The 17633-nt window shown below is 46.6% G+C and carries 10 protein-coding genes, 3 tRNA genes and 2 pseudogenes; 6 read left to right on the top strand and 9 right to left on the bottom strand.

The genetic code is table 11. The features are described from left to right. Positions 1–428 (top strand): annotated as a pseudogene (locus ABLA33_RS08225) (hypothetical protein); the annotation flags it as partial. Between the two features lie 93 nt (positions 429–521). Here ABLA33_RS08225 and ABLA33_RS08220 read toward each other — a convergent pair. The 4 genes from ABLA33_RS08220 to ABLA33_RS08205 form a co-directional block, all read right to left on the bottom strand. Then, the gene (locus ABLA33_RS08220) at positions 522–2501 is read right to left on the bottom strand and encodes a hypothetical protein (protein WP_347719936.1); all 1980 of its coding nucleotides are present in this window, start codon (positions 2499–2501) and stop codon (positions 522–524) included. A gap of 30 nt (positions 2502–2531) precedes the next feature. Beyond that, positions 2532–2720: a hypothetical protein gene (locus tag ABLA33_RS08215; RefSeq protein WP_311490344.1), complete on the bottom strand. Its 189-nt coding sequence runs from the start codon at positions 2718–2720 to the stop codon at positions 2532–2534. A 424-nt stretch (positions 2721–3144) separates the two neighbouring features. Beyond that, complete coding sequence (locus ABLA33_RS08210) at positions 3145–4719, bottom strand: RagB/SusD family nutrient uptake outer membrane protein (protein WP_347719935.1); 1575 nt, start codon at positions 4717–4719, stop codon at positions 3145–3147. Between the two features lie 2 nt (positions 4720–4721). Next, positions 4722–7427: a SusC/RagA family TonB-linked outer membrane protein gene (locus ABLA33_RS08205; RefSeq protein WP_347719934.1), complete on the bottom strand. Its 2706-nt coding sequence runs from the start codon at positions 7425–7427 to the stop codon at positions 4722–4724. 497 nt (positions 7428–7924) lie between these two features. Between ABLA33_RS08205 and ABLA33_RS08200 the strand changes: the two genes are divergently transcribed. Further along, positions 7925–8803, top strand: coding sequence for a helix-turn-helix domain-containing protein (locus ABLA33_RS08200; protein WP_347719933.1), 879 nt, complete (start codon positions 7925–7927; stop codon positions 8801–8803). A 577-nt stretch (positions 8804–9380) separates the two neighbouring features. Next, positions 9381–9695 (top strand): annotated as a pseudogene (locus ABLA33_RS08195) (hypothetical protein); the annotation flags it as partial. A 172-nt stretch (positions 9696–9867) separates the two neighbouring features. Here ABLA33_RS08195 and ABLA33_RS08190 read toward each other — a convergent pair. The 4 genes from ABLA33_RS08190 to ABLA33_RS08175 form a co-directional block, all read right to left on the bottom strand. Next, a tRNA-Arg gene (locus ABLA33_RS08190) sits at positions 9868–9942 on the bottom strand. An 11-nt stretch (positions 9943–9953) separates the two neighbouring features. Next, positions 9954–10029, bottom strand: a tRNA-His gene (locus tag ABLA33_RS08185). A gap of 8 nt (positions 10030–10037) precedes the next feature. Then, positions 10038–10112 (bottom strand) — tRNA-Arg (locus ABLA33_RS08180). Positions 10113–11097: 985 nt separating this feature from the next. After that, a complete protein-coding gene (locus ABLA33_RS08175; protein WP_347719932.1) occupies positions 11098–12162 on the bottom strand; it encodes a hypothetical protein in 1065 nt (354 codons plus the stop codon). A gap of 254 nt (positions 12163–12416) precedes the next feature. Between ABLA33_RS08175 and ABLA33_RS08170 the strand changes: the two genes are divergently transcribed. The 3 genes from ABLA33_RS08170 to ABLA33_RS08160 all read left to right on the top strand — a co-directional run bounded on the left by ABLA33_RS08170 (position 12417) and on the right by ABLA33_RS08160 (position 17087). Next, a complete protein-coding gene (locus ABLA33_RS08170) occupies positions 12417–14843 on the top strand; it encodes a C10 family peptidase (RefSeq protein ID WP_347719931.1) in 2427 nt (808 codons plus the stop codon). A gap of 43 nt (positions 14844–14886) precedes the next feature. Further along, entirely contained in the window at positions 14887–16200 is a 1314-nt protein-coding gene (locus tag ABLA33_RS08165) for a thioredoxin family protein (RefSeq protein WP_347719930.1), read from the top strand. 308 nt (positions 16201–16508) lie between these two features. After that, the gene (locus ABLA33_RS08160) at positions 16509–17087 is read left to right on the top strand and encodes a hypothetical protein (protein WP_347719929.1); all 579 of its coding nucleotides are present in this window, start codon (positions 16509–16511) and stop codon (positions 17085–17087) included. 340 nt (positions 17088–17427) lie between these two features. On the opposite strand, the gene ABLA33_RS08155 is transcribed toward ABLA33_RS08160, so the two are convergent. Further along, the coding region (locus ABLA33_RS08155) for a transposase (RefSeq protein WP_347719928.1) at positions 17428–17633 on the bottom strand (206 nt) is incomplete at its 5' end.

Here is a 17633-nt window from a genome sequence, read left to right as displayed (position 1 = left end):
AGGCAAGCGGAAGCTTAGATGGAGTAACGATCAAGGCAAATGAGCCTACAAACTGCCCAGCCTTCTATCATGCTGCTCACTACAATCCGGGGGTAGCCGTGACAAACTTGAAACGATGGTATCTTGGCGCCAATACCGACTGGAAGAATGTTTATCTCTATGTTGGTTTTGGAACGAACACAAGGGTGAATGCTGATAGCTATATTGAGGCTTGGTATTATCACGTTGTGGATAAGGCCTTTGAAGAAGCAGGAGGCACTACGCTCAGTGTCAGAGGAAATGAGAATGGTAAAACTTATTGGTCAAGTACCTATTATTCTGACTTTGACACAGGGTTAGCGCAAGTATTCAAGAATAACACAACCGATGGGAACCATTCTATAGGCACTTATGATAAAGTCCTCATCCGCGCTTTCATTCACTATTAAAATCACATAAGGCTACAAAGAGCCTTTCTACAGATAAAAGAAATCCCAGCAACACATTCAAGTTGCTGGGATTTCTTGGATAGTTAGAAAGTCTTAGTACAATCTGCCTGCGGGAGTAAGAATATTATGGAATGGGGCGAAGTTAGCAGCATCCAGCGGCTTCGTCTTATCATCGGTCTTCTTCCCAACGTAGACAGGGCGGATGGATGCTCCCTGATCCTTGGAAGGGACACCAACACGCACGGCATTACCTGAACCAAACATAAGACCAGGCGTTGTGGAATATCCTCTACCACGAGAGCAGTAGTATTGCCCAGTGAAAGAACTATTGTTTGCAACATGACGATATTCCACGTTTGCCCCTCTAATAGGTCTACGCCCTGCGATAGGAATAAACAGACCTTTGTTGGCAATGACAAGTGCAGACACGTCTCTATATTTCCAAAGTTTTCTTCCTGTAGGGAATTTATCCTTGGGTCCAGCACTATGTATGGGGCTATCACTAAAATAGGCACCATACACCTTATTGCCTTTATCCGTATAGCAGAAAGCAGGAACAATGGTTCGGGCGCTCACCAAGGCATCAAAATCAGCCTCAGTTGGATACTGATAATGATAGTTATGATTGCTACCTTCTGTCCAGTATTTCACAATATCTCCATGAGTTGCTTCAGACCTCTTTGTCGTTGCAGTAACATTGATCGGACCTCCTCTACCTTTATAGTATTTCCCTTCCATGTTGTAGGAAGTTCCTTGCAGATAACAAACATCATTAAAATTTAAGGCATCTGCAATAACTCCCCATTGGAAGAGATCTAAATCATTTGCAGTTTGGGCAAACTGGCCATTGTGGTTGTCAATATACCAATGTTGCGAACCTAAATCATCGTAAGAGATAGCTTTTCCATTCCATTTGTTGGCGCTTGTTGGATTCTCGCCGTAGTTGCTAATCCACCATTGTGCAGGTGCGATACCCCAATACACGTTCGAAGAGTTGTTGGGGTCGACGTAGCGAATGAAGTTACCCGTTGCCCACAGCACGCCATTCACCTCCACATAGGGTTGAGGCATCACTTTTTGCATGGTGATATTGGAGTGATAGTCGTAGCCCTTATTGAATACTTTCTTTGCCGTCTTTGTATAGGTCGCAGTTGGAGTGTAAACAGTAATTGTGAATTCTGTTTCAGCATTATCAGCTAAGAAAGCAATCCACACATATCCATCTTTTGCGAGGCTCGACCGATCTTTAATATCAACATTGATGATTCGCTCCTTTTCGTCTTCTGTTCCAATAAGCTTTCCGTCCTGCATATTGAGCACATCATAAGAGCGTAAGTTATTTATCTTTACGCTGCTAATATTTTTGATGATATTGCCGTCAGCATCTTTGAATCTCATGCCCCAGATGGTCACCAATCGGTTCAAATTTGTATCGAACTTGAGTTTACCTCCTTCAGCGGGTACTTCAGACAGTGTAGCAACGCCCCAATTATAGTCGAATTTCTTATCGATAGTGGCGAGCGTACCGTCTTGCTGCTTCATATCGAGCGAAACAGTACTTTTAATCTTGTTGTCACTAACAGGGATATGGAAATAACCTCCGTCTTCGTCTTTGGTTGAATCGGGATTTACCTGCATCACCGTCTTATCACTCTCAAGAGCATCCCCCGGATAGAAGAAAGCGAACTTATGTCCTTGCTGTAGTTTGTTTTTACTTACAACAGAACCTAAGAAATCAGATTTTTTATTACCACCGTTCACAGCCGTCAGCATACTATAGCTTGTGGCTGTGCTCTGATTGTTGTCGTTGAGATTGTAAATAAGAATTTTGTCGCCTTGTGCCCAAAAGGATAATACGTTGTTGTTCTCGTCTAACTTTAGTGTACGCGTGCTGATTTTTGAAGGGTTCTGGCTTGTAGTCTCTCCCGCAAAGCTGTTGCCTGCAGAGAGTTCCACCGGATAGGTATAGCCCTTGCTTTCTTCTAGTCCTATATTTTCAGAATCGCTACAAGCCGAGATTCCGAAGAGTGCTATCGTCCCCCAAAGTAGGGATAAAAAGTTTTTCTTTTTCATCTGGTGTAAATTGGTTTAGTAGATCGGGAATCATTCCCAAAGATTATCATTGTGAGTTTCTTTCTCCCAGGAGTTCTGTCTCCGTGTTAAATCATCTTCTCCACCATGCGTAGGATCTCCTTTGGAGATGCCTGCACTTACCTCTGCAAGAATAGGCTCATTATCCAACCAAAATTCTTCGCATTTAGGCTGAACATAAAGTGTTCTTGTTTTCTTCATAACTTAATTTTTTTTCAAACATTATTAATTACACTCTCTATTATTATTCTCCGTCAATAATAAGACGATATATAGAACAATCTCTTCACTCATCATCACTAACAGCGCTATAAAAATACGCACTGATTATTAACGCTTTATATCAAAAATAGAACTCTATCTATTCAATGTTTCATCTTTATATACCGTGAAATCGATGCAAAGATACTATTATAGAATAAGAAAGACAAAAGAAAAGGATAAATTCTTATTTATTAGAATGAAAGCGCTTGCACACATCCTGACCTTTCTTTTCTAAAAACTCTCCGAAAGGAATGAATGAAAAAAACACAATCATATAGAAAAGCATCTGTAAGCCAGTATCATCAAACATGTACTTACAGATGCTTTTCTATGTTGCGTTGCGAAGGGGCTCTTTCTCCCGCTATTTGTACCCTTTGTTCTGTGTCAATTTTCCGTTAAGGTCGAGCACGCTTTGAGGGATGGGGAAGACAGTGAGATAGGCATTGGTATCGAACTCGCCAAAGCGTACGAGATCGTTGCGGCGCCAACCTTCCCACATGAGTTCTAAAAGTCGCTCGGTGAGCAGATTTGTCAGCGTACACGAGCGGAGGGGCATTCCAGCGCGGGCGCGGACGGCATCAAAGGGGGCTGAGCCATCATCGCCATTGTGCACAAGAGCTTCGGCCTGCATGAGTAGCACATCGGCATAACGATAGAGCACAATGTCGTTATTCTGTAATCTCCCATCAGAATAAGCCTGGCGATCCACTTCATATTTCTTCATGCGCGCACCCGCTGTTTGTTCGTAGGGCGATCCGGTGAGGCTCTGTAACACTTCGAGCGGTTTGTAAACGAGCGGCTCGCCATTGTCTAGCATCACCACCTTCCCATCCACACTGACCGTATCGGCAAAGAAATCCATCGCCCAACGCGTGTCGAGATTCTCCGTTCCGTAGCCGAAAGCACGAACGGTGGAGAGAGTGGCCGATGTGCCGTTTTCGGCACCCATACCAAGGGCTGAACCGTGGACATAGTGGCGACTGCGGAAGAGATAATCGAACTGATTGGCATAGAGAAGCTTATCCATCGGAATGACAAAAATGTTTTCAGCTGAAGTTTCGTTCTGAACGGAGAAGTTCTTTGCAGGATCGGCTTCAAGACTATAACCCGCCGCCGTGAGTTTTTCGCAATAAGCGATAGCAGCCTGCCAAGCATTCAGTTTATGCCCATCAACTTGGAAGAACAAACTGCTCCCCGAAGGGCGGTGAGCATCCGTCCAATCATTGTCGGCATACACTTCTGCATTGAGATAGAGTTTGGCTAAAAGAAACCACACCACAGGTTTTGTCACTCGCCCGTAATATGCTCCCACATAGTTGCTCCGCCCCATAGAGAGATTGGGCAGAGCAGCATTGAGCTCGTTCAGGATAAAGGCGTAAGTTGCGCTGCGCTCTGTTTGCCCCGTTGTCTCAGGAGTTTCGGAATAGTTGGTCACGAGTGGCACACGCCCGAAGAGGTCCATGATGTAGAAATAATACATTGCCCGAATGGCGCGCACCTCTGCCGTATAACTCTCATATTGCGCTGATGTCAGCACATTGCGATTGCGGTCTATTTTATAAAGCGAACGATTGCAGAGCATCACCACCTTGTAGAGATAGTTCCAAGTGTTGCGCAGCGGCTTTTCCGAAGCTGTCCACTGATGAGTGTGCAGGCGTTGCCAGAAACCACCATCATACCAGTCGCCGCCACGAATGGGGAGCATTTGCTCATCCGTTGTTAGCGAATTGAAGTCGTAAACGCCGCGCGGCGTCCCCATCAATCCCTGACTATCTTGGTTTCCTCCGATATAGTTGTACAAATTGTTCACAAGATGAAGCTCCACACCTGCAGCTGTGGCGTAAGCTTCCTTTTCCGGCAGCTGTCCTTTGGGATCCTCACTGAGGCAGCCCGTCAGCAGCAGGCAAAGTGCTATGGTAAAGAGCGAATTCTTCATAATCAGAACTGTATTGAAAGTCCGAAACTATAGGTGCGATAAATGGGATAGGTGCGTTTGTCGTCAATGCCGATAGTGCTATTGACGGCATAGCTATTGATCATCGGCGTCAGTCCGCTGTAGCTCGTTATTGTGGCGAGATTGTTCACCGACATAGAGATGCGCAAACTGCTGATATAGCGCGACCATTTTTGCACGGGGATGTTCCACCCCACCGTCAGGTAGTCGAAATTGAGATAGTTTCCACTCTCCAACCAGTAGTCGGAAGCTATCTGGTCAGTAATGTTGGCGGCAGGCGCTTTCGCCATCACGTTGTAGTAAGGGAAGCTGGTCATGTTCATGTAGGTCAGCGCAGTGCCGTTGTATATCTTATGCCCGAACGCACCATTCATTTGCAGCGCCACATCGAAGTTTTTATAGCGGAAACTAATGTTCGAGCCGAGTGTCATCTTTGGCGTGGCTTGTCCGGCAATGTAGCGGTCGCCGCTGTCGGAAAGGTCTACTTTTCCATTGTTGTCTAAATCGGCAATATCATAAGCATAACTACCATCGGCACGCTTCACAAGACCTTTGCAATGGGGCAGATAGAAAACGCCCAAGGGCTGTCCAATAATTTGATAAACGATATTGTTGTCGCCACCGTGGAAGCCGGCACCGTTCAAGCCACCAATGGGCGTCACCGTAGGGGCTGACAAATAGCGTCCTTGATAGTTTCCACTCAGCGATAGGAGTTTGTTTTTCTGGAACGACACGTTCACATTAATGTTCAGTTCCATATCCTTGCGCTGCAAGGGGGTGACGCCAAGCCCAAATTCAAAACCGCTATTGCTCAGAGAGCCAAGATTCGCCAGCATTTGCGGATAAACGAAAGGCGGTACGGGCACATCGTACATATAGAGCATATCACGCGTGCGAGAGTAGTAGTACTCCGCCGTCAGCACCACGCGGTTTTTCCAAAAGCCCATATCAGCTCCCACATTGAAGGAACTGCGCGTTTCCCACCTCAAATCGGGGTTGGCATTGGAGAGGATGCCAAACGTGGTGGCGGGTGTGCCTTTCCAAGAAATCACTCCAACGGGATTGAGCAGAAGGAGTGAATTATAGGAGCGTATGCCGCCCGTATTGCCCGAAAGACCGTAGCCGGAGCGCAGTTTCAGCGTATTGAACCACGCTGTGCGCATTTGGGGAAGCGTACTGAGCACATCCCACGTTGCCGACACGGAGGGGAAGAAGCCCCATTTGTTGCCCGAACCAAAAATGGAAGAACCATCGGCACGGATGTTGCCCGTCAGCGTGAACAAATCGCGGTATCCATATTCGGTTTGTGCCATAAAGGAGGTGGTATTTGTATTTTCATAACTACTGCCCGTACCGCCATAGGGGCGCAGACTGCCAGCTGCCAGATTGTCGAAACCGAATTCGTTACTGGTGAAGCCTTTCACGGTGGTGTAGAAATCGCGCTGTTCGAGTTTTTGCAATTCGGCAAAGAAGAGCGCACTCAATGCATGACGGCCAAAGGTGTGACTCCAACGCGCTTCCAGATTGCCCAACCAGTCTTCGCTCTTGAGTTCGGAGCGATAGGCCTGCCCTTGTGCCCACAACCAGGTGGGGAGATACTGCCCGTTGGAAGAGGAGTTGTAGGAATAAGAGCCGAAAGCCGAGAGGCTCACATCTTTCGACAGGCGCGCTGTCAGTCGGAGATGGGTGTTAAAATTCAGGAGCTTATCCTTGTCTTGTTCATTAAGGAGCGCGCCTGGCGGTACGATTTGTGAGGCTTGCGAATTGCGATCCCAACCGCCTGAAGCCTTAGGGGCATAGTCGAGGGTGGGATTCTGCGCGGCTGTGGAGTAGAAGAGTTTTTGTACGTCAAAGATATTGTCCTTCTGCATCGAGGTGCCGAAGAGTCCCATGTCGATTTGTAGCAATCCATCGAAGGCGCGTTGCATCAAATCGACCTTTGCGGCAAAATTGTTGCTGCCGTGAAGGCGAATGATAGAATTATGGTCCATGCGCGCCAAGGAGGCGCGATAGTTGGAGTTCTCACTGCCCCCGCTGAACGCTAAATGATGATTTTGGATAAAACCTGTGCGCGTGATGGCGCGCTGAAAGTCGGTGTTGAATCCGCCGTCGGGAATTGTCAGTCCGAGGCGTGCCACTTCGCTCCGGTACTGCGCGGCGGTGAGCATCGGAAGGGTTTTATAGACGGATTCCAGTCCCAAATTGGTATCGTAGGAGATATGAAAACGATTGCCCGCGCCTTTCTTCGTCGTCACCTGTATGACACCCGAAGCTCCGCGCGAACCGTAGGGGGCGGTCTCTGCTGCGTTTTTCAAGATGGCGAAACTCTCAATGTCGGCGGGGAAGATACTGTTGAGCGCGGAGAGGTCGCTATATACCCCATCGATTATCACCAAGGGGTCGTTACCTCCCGTTAGAGAAGTAGTACCGCGCACGCGCACCGAGGAGAGCATCGCCATGCGGTCAGCACCGCTCGAGGTGATATTCACACCTGCCGCCTGCCCACTGAGTGCCTCCAGCGGAGTGCCCACTAAGCCTTTGTTCATGCGGTCGCGGGTGATGACATCTGCCGAACCTTTCTGACCGAACAATATACTATCTGTGTACAACTGCGGAATGGTGGTTTGTGCCACGGCGGACACTCCCAACATTTCCGACACCAGTAACAAAAACGACAGTTTCGTTTTCATGTGCGTCTGTTTTTAGAGGGGTTATATATATCCTGAAGAGACCGACAGTTTTTCTCGCTCATATCCATTCTTTTGCGAAAATACAACTTTTCTCAAAATGACACACAGAAACGTTAATCAATGTATAAATAATGTGCATAAATATCTCCGTCCCACTACCACAGCAACCAGCATCGACAACGCCTCTGGCGGAGGCGCACCATGCGTAACCGCGGGTGAATCCTTCGGGCATCACCTGCTGGGAATAGGGGGTGAGCGCAACGCAATAAGGGCGTCGGCTGACACAATAAGGGCGCTGGCTGACAGCCTTATTGTATTTTCAAACGCAATAAGGATATTTACAACGACATCAAAGTTTCCACGAAATTCAACCAATCTGCTTTAGAACAAACCACTTCTTTCTTCTGCTATTTATATCGTTTTTTTACACCTTTTCTTTCTTTTCCGAAATTTTATTTGCACTTTTGGCACACAGTTAGTTTAGTAGGATTAATTTCATGACAGTTATTAAACAGATAAACTTAAACGATGCACGACACTACTCATCGTATGAGGTACCAGGAACAGATGGGAATCTTTTTTTTATAGACAAATTCCACGATATAGACTTTAAGGAAAAAACGTTACAACTGGGCTTCATGTTCTTCGTGTATTGTAAGCAAGGAACTGTAAATTTAACCATCAACGATACAGCCTATCATGTGCAACCGGGCGACCTCATTGTAGGCCTCAACGAACTCACCATCACAGAAACAAAGCCGAGCGAGGACTTTCTGGGGCGTATTGTCGTTGTTTCGCAGAATTATTGCCGCGAGAGCTTCGTGGGTATTCAGAACCTTTGGCCCAATCTGCTCTATCTCTACAACCACCCCGTTATCCGCCTCACTCCCAAAGAGCAATCGCGCGTTGCCGACATCCTCACGCTCTTCCTCGAGCGCATGAGCGACACGAGCTACGCCTTTCACACCGAAGCCACACTGGCTCTCTTGCGCCTCTTCTATTTCGACGTTTGCAACATGCTACAGGTGCGCGTGGGCAAACCCGATGAGGCCTCTATGCGTAGTTATGACATATTCAACAAGTTCCTCCGCCTGGTGCAAGAAAACTGCCGCCGAGAACGCAGCGTGCAATGGTATAGTGAGCAACTCTGCCTCTCCGCAAAATATTTCTCCGAGGTGGTGAAATCCGTGAGCGGTCGCACCGCGGGGCAATGGATCACCAACATGGTGGTGCTCGAAATAAAAGGCTTGCTCCTCGACCCCGAACTATCCGTGAAGGAAGTGGCACAAAAACTAAACTTCCCCAACCAAAGCTTCATGGGAAAATACTTCAAAAACGCCACCGGCATTTCTCCTTCAGAATACCGAAATTCATAAAAACGAGACTCAAGGCTCATACATACATTATATAGGATGCCCATAGAAAATGGCGGAATATTAAAGAAAAAGCAAATGGCAGAAGTGAACAAAACTATATTGATGGGTGGTACGCAGAAAGATTGCGTAGCCTCATTGTAGTTTTGCACCTCGAAAAGCGGAAACTTCCTTTGGTTGGACGATTTCTCGCTAAGAATGAATAACTTTGCGCACGCAAAAAAGCAGATTCTATCTGATAAAAGAAAATGAACTCTAATCTGAACATCCACATTAGCTCACTGCTCCATGCCCATCGACGCTTGGAGGATAGTTGCCAAACTTCACGGTTTCGCAACTCATCTTATCGTGTGCTTATGGGATTGTTCCGACGATGACACGTTTTCTTTCTCTGACAGATAAAATGATGTGTTTTCACTGAAAAATAATTTGCAAGAGATAAAGGACAGTCGGGAAGCCCAGAAAGCTTTCCGACTTTTTTTGTGCCTTGCAGCGCAACTTCCTTTATCACTGACATGGCACCTTAAAAACAAGATTTTCAAAAAAACAATAATGAACAAAAAAGATTCCTATCATAGCCATGCCAGTCAACAAGAACGCGTTAATACGGTACAAAACCATAGACAAATGCTTAAGAAACAGATACAGAAGATGGACAATAGAGGATTTGGTTGATGCCTGCTCTGATGCTCTCTACGAGATGGAAGGCATCGACAAGGGCGTTTCGATGAGAACGGTGCAAGGAGATATTCAGATCATGAGATCGGACAAACTTGGATACAACGCTCCTATCGAGGTGTATGAGAATAAGTTCTATAGATACGCCGACCCTGAATACTCTATCAATGAGAACCCTCTGAATGCAGAGGACTACGACCTCATGGAAAAGGCGGTATGCCTCATCGGTGAGATTCCCGAAAGCGAAACCGCGAAAGAGCTGAAAAGTGTTCTCTCAAAACTAAAAGGAAAGTTACTATTCCTGCTATAAAAACTTCCTGATAATCACAAAAGGCTTCCGAAACCATCTATATATATAGATAGTGCTCGAAAGCCTTTTCTTTGTGTAGTACTCCAGACAGGACTCGAACCTGTGACCTCCTCGTTCGTAGCAAGATGCTCTGATCCAACTGAGCTACTGGAGCATAAAAAAGAAGGGAGCAAGATGGGACTCGAACCCATATCATTCAGACCCACAATCTGACACTCTAACCACTTGAGCTACCTACTCCATGTGTTGTGACGAGGATGGGACTCGAACCCATAACCTGATGCTTCGTAGGCAACTGCTCTAATCCAATTGAGCTACCTCGCCATTTCTTAAGGGGGGGGGGGAAGCTTGCGGCTCCATCCGCATGAGCTATGGGCTGCTTTTAGCCGTTCGCTCGTTCTTCCTTTTGTTTGACGATGCAAAGTTAGAAAGGGGTTATGCAGCCTTTTTGCGTAACAAAAAAAGATTTCATTTTTTGTAGAAATTTCATAGCGTGGAGGGAGCGATTCGGGCGGGCGGAAGTGGATGCTGTGCGACACCGCCGGTGTCGGAGAGGGGGCGGCATCACCACTCCACGGGTTCACCCTTCGGGCATCACCCGCGGTTAAGCATGGTGTGTCCCCGCTGGGGACAGTGGGTGAGCACGTGGAGTACTCCGTGGCCTCTCTTCCGTGCATCATGAGATGTCTATGTACTTATCTGTAGACACACTCAGCCATGCCCTCACTACCGCAGCCGCCTGCACCGACAACGCCTCCAGAGGAGGCGCACCATGCATAACCGCGGGTGATACCCGAGCAATAAGCGAGGGGGAACCCGTGGGAAAGTGGACAGAGGACACTCCGACGCTGGCGGCATCGCACTGAAAGCGTGGAGGGAGCGGCTTACACTCACGTGAGGGCGGAAATAGGACCTCTCTCCCCTACCAGAAAAAACACGTTTTTTTGTTGTCACGTTGTCACGCGGAAGATAACACACTGATATACAACAAGCCAAGCACGTGACAACAAAACTTTTGTTGTCGCACTGTTATCACGTGTCGTCACGATTATAATACATACTTTTTCAGGCAGTTATACCAAAAGTGTGACAACGTGACGACGTGACGACATAAAATCAATATATAGGAAGAGGGAGATTCCTCCTATATCCCACTTCCCTCCGCGCTCTCGTTGCCACAATAAGCGCGTGAGCTGACGCAATAAGGCTGTCGGCTGACATCCTTATTGTATCTCCAAACGCAATAAGGATATTTATGAGCGCAACACCATGCGCCCTCTCCCGATAATATTTGAAAAAAACTCCAGATTTACCAGTATCTAAAAAGGCTCTGTATATTTCCTTTTTCTAATCTTTGATATTTAGGTAGACTGATCTTCCACCTGTTTAAGGTCTTTTTTTCGCGTTCAGCCAGTTTCTTATCAGCGCCGTTATAGGGTTTATATTTATCAATCTCCATAAAATGCCCTGGCAGATAACGCCCATCGGCAAGCAGAATACCTTGCAGAGCAAAAGGCTCAATTCGGCGTATTTGCTTCTGAAGAGCCTTAAAGATTCGCAGCTCCTCTTTAGTATAGTTGTCGTCCAGCGGATGGAGAACAAAATGCCCTGTTTTGTCTATTTCTGCAAAAAAAGTACGGTGAAACTCGTCTACTTTTACATCTTTCATATATATGGAAAGTTCGTGCGCCAGCAGAATATAGGCCGTGGCCATATAGTATGGATTGTCCCAGTCGCCTCTTGCCTCGTCACCCCCCTTAACATAGCCTATAGCGCGAGAAACATACGGCGATGTTAGGACGTTTTGATCAAAAACAATGTCTCGACAACATCCGTCCTTGATAGCTAAAAACGCCGTCCTGCGACAAGCTGTGAAACCCACATAGGGGAAAGTGTGTCCAGCAACCAAGTGAAACCCATCTGGGATGCGGAAAGGAAGAACTTTAACGGTTTTACCGCCATCAGTCGTCAATTCTTCACAACCATACCGACGAACGGCCTCGCTCCAAGCCACAGAATCTTTTTTCCCTGTCGTTGCATTACATAAACCTGTGATACGCATAACTCTCCAACTGCCATCTTTCAGATTCAACGATATCCATTGAGGAACTACATTGTGTTGTTTGAAAAAGAGTGAATCTGAACAAATCGGAGAAACAAACCAATTTATTTCGCCTAATAGTTCGTGAGGCATAACAGTTGTTTTACCTCCACTTTCTATGAAGTTCTTGTAAGTGGTTTTGATTTCTGCCAAGGGCACTGTTGGGCGTGCGAAGGTCACTTTCATACTGTCGTTCCACGGCTGCACATTCTGGGCAAGCAGCACACTACAAGAGAGGGACAACAAAAGCAATAGATTCATGATTCGTTTCATACGGGAGATTGTGTTTATTTCCTTTGAGTGCAAAGATATATAAAGGAATCAAATCATCCCATTTTCTGCTCTCGATCTGAGAAGTTTTTTTACTTTTGCACCATGTAGTTATCTTTTGGGAATTAATGTTTTCCAACTTTACGTTAGAACAATGAAGTTCTTTCTTTATAAACGATTGAAGTTCTTTCACATAACTTTGATCTAAACTATAGTGAGAATAAAAAAGTCAAACCATTATACCGATAAATACAAAAGTGAAACAGAATTACATTCTAAAAATGTGGTTGCTTGCTGCCTCCTGTGCAGTGGCCTCTTTAGCATGGGCAGAGCCCGTAGGGAAAGATGTAGCACGAAAAATCGCGGCAAAGTATATTGCAAATCCCGAAATGCAGCAAACAACAGCTCTCACACGAGCTCCGCAGACTGATACGCCTCCGGCCTATTACCTTTTCACAAACACCAGCAACAACCAGTTTGTCATTATTTCGGGCGAAAGCCAATTGAATGAGTTGGTGGGGTACGGGACGCTGAGTGCTGACAAAGCCAAGAATCCCATTCCAGAAGAATTCAAAACGATGCTCCAACGCTACGAACGAGTGGTGTCGGCAGTGCGCACAAAGACGTCACAAGTTCCCGCGGCAAAGTTTCCTCAAAAACGAGAAGTGTTGCCCTTGCTCACTTGCCACTGGGAGCAGAATTATCCTTTTAATCAGTACACCCCCAAGCAGGATGGCGTGAACACGCCAACGGGATGCGTTGCTACTGCCACTGCCCAGCTTCTATATTTTCACAAGTGGCCAAAGTCGCGCCCCGAATCATACATAAAATCGGAAGGTTCCGAGGCGCAGAAGAGTGCCGACTATCTGTGGGAAGATATGCGAGACAGAGCAAAAGATATGAACACAAGAGGGGGAGATGCTGTAGGCGTGCTGATGAGAGATGTGGGCAAAGCTGTCCATATGTCTTACTTCCGTCTGGGAAGCAGCTCCAATCTGCATCGTGCGATGGAGGCTTTACGCAATGATTTTGGATATTCTGTACGCCATGTGTATAAAGATTATATGCTGGCAAGTACTTTTCAAGAAATTCTGCTCAATGAACTTGCCGATGGTTACCCTGTTTTAGTTTGCGGAGGTTCACATGTTTTTGTATTCGATGGATACGATAGACGTGGATTTGTACATGTCAACTGGGGCTGGGGAGGAGAATTTGACGGATACTTTGATATCAATACTATCTACCTTAATGTCAGCGGATTTGGATTGAGAGATGGTAAGTTCTATGAAGAAATAGAAGTTGTTTTTGCGCATCCCAAAGACGGACAGCATAAAGAGTTTGCCACAACGCGAGAGATAGAGACCAGAAGTGCCCATGCCTTTACGATTGCCGAAAAGGATGTGGAACGCGGCACGGTGCTGAATGCCAAGATAGAAAAGATTGGTAGCAACAACCCTATCAATGGTAGTTTGGGCCGCTTCACGGGAAAGGTGGCACTGGGGCTTTACGATGATAAGGGAATACGAGTGAAACTTTTCAACTCCATTCAAACAGGACTAATGCTCAGTAGTATCTTTACAACGACCAGTATAGAATTTAACAATCTCGATTTTGCTGAGCTTCCCAATGGTACTTACACACTTAAGCCTCTCGCCAATGAGCTGATAGAACAGCCCTCCACTTATTCGGGTTGGCAACCAATTGCGTATGCAAACACACAAACGGTGGAGCTAACGAGCAACAGAATCATAGTGAAAGATATTCCGGCTCGCGTTCCGCTTGCGTTAGAGCGCAAACCCGAAGTGCTGGCTCCGCTCTATCAAGGTAGCGGCGACCAAGGCATGATAGGTATAGTAGTCCGCAATAATGGCTGGGAAGAAGTGCGCGGAAGCCTCTTTGTAGAGTTTGAGGGAAAAGATAACGGCATTAAATTCACGGCTCCTAATCAGGAATTTGTGTGTGCTCGACGCCTTGAAACAACCGCGATGCGTGCTCCCATCTTAACATCTTATGCCACAAATGGAGTTAGCAATGCTCTGCTTGCTGGCCGTTACATTGTCAGCTTCTTCATCTCTGTTGACAAGGGCGACAAAACTTTTGAGAAGATTCCTATCACAACGGATACGCCGATAGAGATAGAAGTGCTACCCAACACTGCTCCCTACAAACTCAGCATCAAAGGGATAGATTTCCTTACTAACGGAAAAGTAAGCGACCAGCAAGTGTTCGATCCGAAAGAAACACAAACATTGGGGCTGATGGCACTTGCAGAATTGCGCGGCAGTAAGGGATATTCCGGTGCACTGCGCTATCGTGCGATGGATATTGATGATGGGACTTTCACCGAACTCGGTTCAAAATCTTATGTCTCTTTCCAACCCTTCGCCTACATCACTCCTAAGAGTACGCTGGTTGAATTCCCTCTCAATCGTCTGAAATCTGGACACACTTACGAGGTTCATGTAGAGATTGATAAAGATGGACAATGGACAGATGTATGGAATAACGTAACTCCTCGTGTGCAGTTTGCCGTGGAATCTTCTTTGAGTACAGATATTTCTTCCGTAAAGACAACCTCCAAAAGTCCAGAAGTGTATAACCTCCAAGGGATTCGCATTACAACTCCTACTGACCAATTGCCCAAGGGCATCTATATTATCAATGGGAAGAAAGTGAAGAAATAAAAGCAGTAGCCATTCCACTTCCGAAAACAAAACTCAGTACGAAATGACAAAAAAATTCTATATACAACTACTTGCGCTCATCGCTATCCTCTGCTACCCTATCAACCTCAGAGCCGACGACTATAGCTTGGCACCTTCTACAGGACGAAAGGTGTATGTCCCCATCCATGCACAGAGCGCGAAAGGGCAACTCTCTATAACCAATTACGGCAAAGCTACGGTTCAAGATTTCACTTACACGCTCTCTTTCGAGGGAAGACTCCTGCTGGAGAAAAAACACATCATGGAAGAGCCGCTGCCACGCATGGGAGTAGCTACCGTTGAAATAGATGTGCCGCCTTATGACCAGCTCTCGGAAACTGAATTGCAGATAGAGATTACGAAAGTAAACGGCGAGCCCAACAGAGCCACCATCCCCTACGCCAATCTTCCCAGAGTCACCGTTACACAAGTGCCCCACCGAAGAGTGGTAGTGGAAGAATACACGGGAATGTGGTGTAAATACTGCCCACGCGGCATTGCCCTCATGGAGAATCTGGAAAATACATATCCCGATGACTTCATAGGCATCGCCATTCATGTGTCCGACCCTCTAAAATGTGCTGACTATGCTTGGAACGCAGCAAAAGTTCAGAACTACCCCACGCTCCAAATGAACAGAAGTCGCACACTGACATACTACACCGCCACGAGTGAATTCGAAGAGGAAAAGGCGATGGGAGCCGATATGGACATTGACGTCTCCGCACAATGGGACAAGCAGAAAGAAAACATAACAGTAATGCCAAGTGTCACCTTTCGCGTCTCCCCAAAAGAGTCTGCATACGCCGTGGCCTATGTGCTGACGGAAAACGGAATGACAAAACCCTCGTGGAAGCAAAACAACATCTTCGCGGGCGACGCCAGCCTCCGTGGTATTTCAGCAGAACTAGATAAGTTTATCAATGCTCCATTTGCGGTAAAAGGTCTCCCCAACAACTTCACAGCAATTGCAGCAAAAGGCGTTTACACTCCTGCCGAAGAAGACTATATCAAGACTCCCATAGAAGTGGACAAGGCACAAAGTTTCGAGCACGTGTTCAACATCTCTAACAACAACCTGCTGCAAGACAAATCGAAGCTAAAAGTGTGCGTGCTGCTCATTAATCTGAACACAAAGAAAATTGAGAACGCCGCTAAATGCAGCATAACCGATGCTATCTCCACAGGCATTTCCTCTACAACAAAAGAACAGAAACGCACTGTTGAAGTAGCTCGCTACACGCTCGATGGTCGTCGTATCCAAGCTCCGCAAAAAGGCCTCAACCTCGTGAAATATAGCGATGGTCGTGTGCGCAAAGAAATCGTGACACGCTAAGACTTCCCGAGAAAGACAAAAAGATATATTCTCTAACACATACTCTTATAAATAGTGTCCCTAAAAGCTTATATAGTCATTACACTCCATGCAGCCTGCTGTCGGGATATTCCATTTTCCTTTGCAAAGTTAGCAAGGCCGGCGGAACGCAAGACACCGCTACGCTATTTGGGGATATTCTCAAATTGCTTTGTTTATCCGCCTGATGGCCTTGCTGCCTTCTTGCACGTAAAATTTGAAACCCCGACAGTGACGCTGCAAAGCAGCTAAACGAAAGGGAAATGTATCATCATTAAAACATTAGCATTATGGCAAACTGGGCAACAACAAGCTACCGCATTGAGGGTAGTAAGAGTGATTTGGTAAGAGTGTACGGCGTGATTGATAGCTTTATGACCGACAGGCAGAAGCCCGTCACGGAAACGGCATCCAGAGATTGGGAGGGCAATATCGTCAAGGCGTTGGGTGCTACCGAGGAGCAGATGAAGAACAACTACCTGCGAGGCTTCATACAAGAGTATGAAATGCAGGAAGGCGTTATCCGCATCAAGGCGGAGGAGGCATGGGGAGCGACCGATTTCCGCCATGTGCTGGCAAAGCTCATGCCGGAGCTGACCATCTACTTCATCGTGGAGGAACCGGGCTGCGAGGTGTATGTAACCAACGATGCAGACGGCAAGTATTTCCCCGACCAGTTCTATTTGGACGCTTGCATCAACGGCAACTACGAGAGCGACTACTTCGCAACCGGGGAAAAGGCACTGGCCTACGCTGCAAAGCTAATCGGCAAGGAGAATGTGAGCAAGGCCAAGCTGGAGAGCTGGAATCAATACCATGAGGAGGACGAGGAGTTCGTCTATATCCATGAGTTTGAAATTGTAGATTGACAAAAGTAGGCAACGGAGGGGCTGACAACCCCTTCAAAAATTTACAACCGATATGATACATGAAGATTTTTTGTAGCAGTATGTAGCTATCCAGCCAAAGGAATCACGAGCATTGAACGAAACCATGCGTAACCGCACCGATAAGGAATACCATTGGTATGCCGATTTCCCATACGTTACCGCCGAACTATCCAATTGCGATGGTCATCTTGATGCTAAGATTATGGCAATAAAACGGTAATGTCCGAAAAAGTGTGTAAGATTCTCCTCGTCCTTTCCCCCATGCTTGGGGTACCCCAAGCATGGGGGAAATTTGTGATGTTGATATCTCTTTGCCATTTTACCTGATTTTCCACTCTCCAAAATACGGTAGCCGTCTTGCATACGTCCCTTCCGTTTTCTCCTTGGCTACAGATCCCAAGAGATAAACTACAGAGGCAGGAGAAGGCATCGCTCCACGCATGAGTAAGGTGCGCTTATAACTTCTATTGAGTCGTTCCACCCAGTTAGTAGAGTAAATCATTCGACGCACACTTTCGGAGAACC

The organism is uncultured Alloprevotella sp., assembly GCF_963536905.1.
Lineage (GTDB): Bacteria > Bacteroidota > Bacteroidia > Bacteroidales > Bacteroidaceae > Alloprevotella.
This window is presented reverse-complemented; position numbering and strand designations above follow the sequence as displayed.